Source organism: Variovorax sp. GW823-FHT02B07 (assembly GCF_058797695.1).
This window is the reverse complement of the sequence record NZ_JBXAJX010000016.1, coordinates 1-2500: the sequence shown is the minus strand read 5'-3', so window position 1 is coordinate 2500 and position 2500 is coordinate 1. Positions and strand designations below refer to the sequence as shown.

General features: G+C 51.2%; 2 rRNA genes and 1 pseudogene (1 of these 3 cut by a window edge). 2 read left to right on the top strand and 1 reads right to left on the bottom strand.

The features are described 5' to 3' along the window. Positions 1 to 1884, top strand: a 23S ribosomal RNA gene (locus AC1RGU_RS31300); it begins 990 nt to the left of the window's first position. Between the two features lie 128 nt (positions 1885 to 2012). Next, positions 2013 to 2125 (top strand): 5S ribosomal RNA (gene rrf, locus AC1RGU_RS31295). A 130-nt stretch (positions 2126 to 2255) separates the two neighbouring features. Here the strand turns inward: rrf and AC1RGU_RS31290 are convergent. After that, positions 2256 to 2500: pseudogene (locus AC1RGU_RS31290) on the bottom strand (MBL fold metallo-hydrolase); the annotation flags it as partial.

The following is a 2500-nucleotide window of genomic DNA, read 5'->3' as shown; positions in this document are numbered from 1 at the left end:
AGGTCCCTAAAATTGGCTAAGTGGGAAACGAAGTGGGAAGGCTAAAACAGTCAGGATGTTGGCTTAGAAGCAGCCATCATTTAAAGAAAGCGTAATAGCTCACTGATCGAGTCGTCCTGCGCGGAAGATGTAACGGGGCTAAGCCAGTTACCGAAGCTGCGGATTTGCAATTTATTGCAAGTGGTAGGAGAGCGTTCTGTAAGCCTGTGAAGGTGCGTTGTAAAGCGTGCTGGAGGTATCAGAAGTGCGAATGCTGACATGAGTAGCGTTAAAGGGGGTGAAAAGCCCCCTCGCCGTAAGCGCAAGGTTTTCTACGCAACGTTCATCGGCGTAGAGTGAGTCGGCCCCTAAGGCGAGGCAGAGATGCGTAGCTGATGGGAAACAGGTCAATATTCCTGTACCGATTGTTAGTGCGATGTGGGGACGGATCTTAATAGGTCATCCAGTTATTGGATTATTCTGGTTTAGTTGGATGTAGGCGTGCATTAGGCAAATCCGGTGCACATATACCGAGGCCAACGATCGAGCGGACTTGTCCGTGAAGTGACTGAACGAGGTTCCAGGAAAAGCCACTAAGCTTCAGCTAACAACGACCGTACCGCAAACCGACACTGGTGCGCGAGATGAGTATTCTAAGGCGCTTGAGAGAACTCAGGAGAAGGAACTCGGCAAATTGACACCGTAACTTCGGAAGAAGGTGTGCCCTATTAGTGTGTAGTGAACAACGAAGCATGAATGGGTTGCAAAAAATCGGTGGCTGCGACTGTTTATTAAAAACACAGCACTCTGCAAACACGAAAGTGGACGTATAGGGTGTGACGCCTGCCCGGTGCTGGAAGATTAAATGATGGGGTGCAAGCTCTTGATTGAAGTCCCAGTAAACGGCGGCCGTAACTATAACGGTCCTAAGGTAGCGAAATTCCTTGTCGGGTAAGTTCCGACCTGCACGAATGGCGTAACGATGGCCACACTGTCTCCTCCTGAGACTCAGCGAAGTTGAAATGTTTGTGATGATGCAATCTCCCCGCGGAAAGACGGAAAGACCCCATGAACCTTTACTGTAGCTTTGTATTGGACTTTGAACAGATCTGTGTAGGATAGGTGGGAGGCTTTGAAGCAGGGTCGCTAGATCTTGTGGAGCCAACGTTGAAATACCACCCTGGTGTGTTTGAGGTTCTAACCTAGGTCCATTATCTGGATCGGGGACAGTGCATGGTAGGCAGTTTGACTGGGGCGGTCTCCTCCCAAAGCGTAACGGAGGAGTTCGAAGGTACGCTAGTTACGGTCGGACATCGTGACGATAGTGCAATGGCATAAGCGTGCTTAACTGCGAGACTGACAAGTCGAGCAGATGCGAAAGCAGGACATAGTGATCCGGTGGTTCTGTATGGAAGGGCCATCGCTCAACGGATAAAAGGTACTCTGGGGATAACAGGCTGATACCGCCCAAGAGTTCATATCGACGGCGGTGTTTGGCACCTCGATGTCGGCTCATCTCATCCTGGGGCTGTAGCCGGTCCCAAGGGTATGGCTGTTCGCCATTTAAAGAGGTACGTGAGCTGGGTTTAAAACGTCGTGAGACAGTTTGGTCCCTATCTTCCGTGGGCGCTGCAGATTTGAGGAAGCCTGCTCCTAGTACGAGAGGACCGGAGTGGACACACCTCTGGTGTATCGGTTGTCACGCCAGTGGCATTGCCGAGTAGCTAAGTGTGGAAGAGATAACCGCTGAAAGCATCTAAGCGGGAAACTCGTTTCAAGATGAGATCTGCCGGGGCCTTGAGCCCCCTAAAGAGTCGTTCAAGACCAGGACGTTGATAGGTCAGGTGTGGAAGCGCAGTAATGCGTTAAGCTAACTGATACTAATTGCTCGTGCGGCTTGACCCTATAACTTTGATCAATCTGATCAAGGTGTTATGCCAAGTTGACGCATTCAAAATAATTCGCCAAAAGCTGATTCCAAACTCTATGAATTCGTTTGATTGATCGTGTGATCAATCGGACAACCCTTTATGCCTGATGACCATAGCGAGTTGGTACCACTCCTTCCCATCCCGAACAGGACAGTGAAACGACTCAGCGCCGATGATAGTGCGGGTTCCCGTGTGAAAGTAGGTCATCGTCAGGCTCTTACAGCCCAGAAAACCCCAGTCAGCAATGACTGGGGTTTTTTGCTTTGCGCGGCGCAAAGACCAAACGCATAAAAAGCGCTGACTCGAAAGAATCAGCGCTTTTTTATTGCAGCAGACAACCGCCAATCAGGCGTTGTGAACTCCCGAAGCATCGGATTGTGCTGCGCCGGCCGTAATCAGCTCTGCAAGCAGGTCCGTCGTCAGGGCCTCCAGCGACTCATCGGCAAAGAATCGAGCCCGGATCAGCTCGAAATACGGCGTCCCAGCCAGCCACGCATCCCACTCCGCATGCGACACCGCGTGCAGCTCCAGAAGCTTGAACTTCATCAACACCTTCATCGCATGGCGCGCGTGCTTCACAGGGTCTCGCT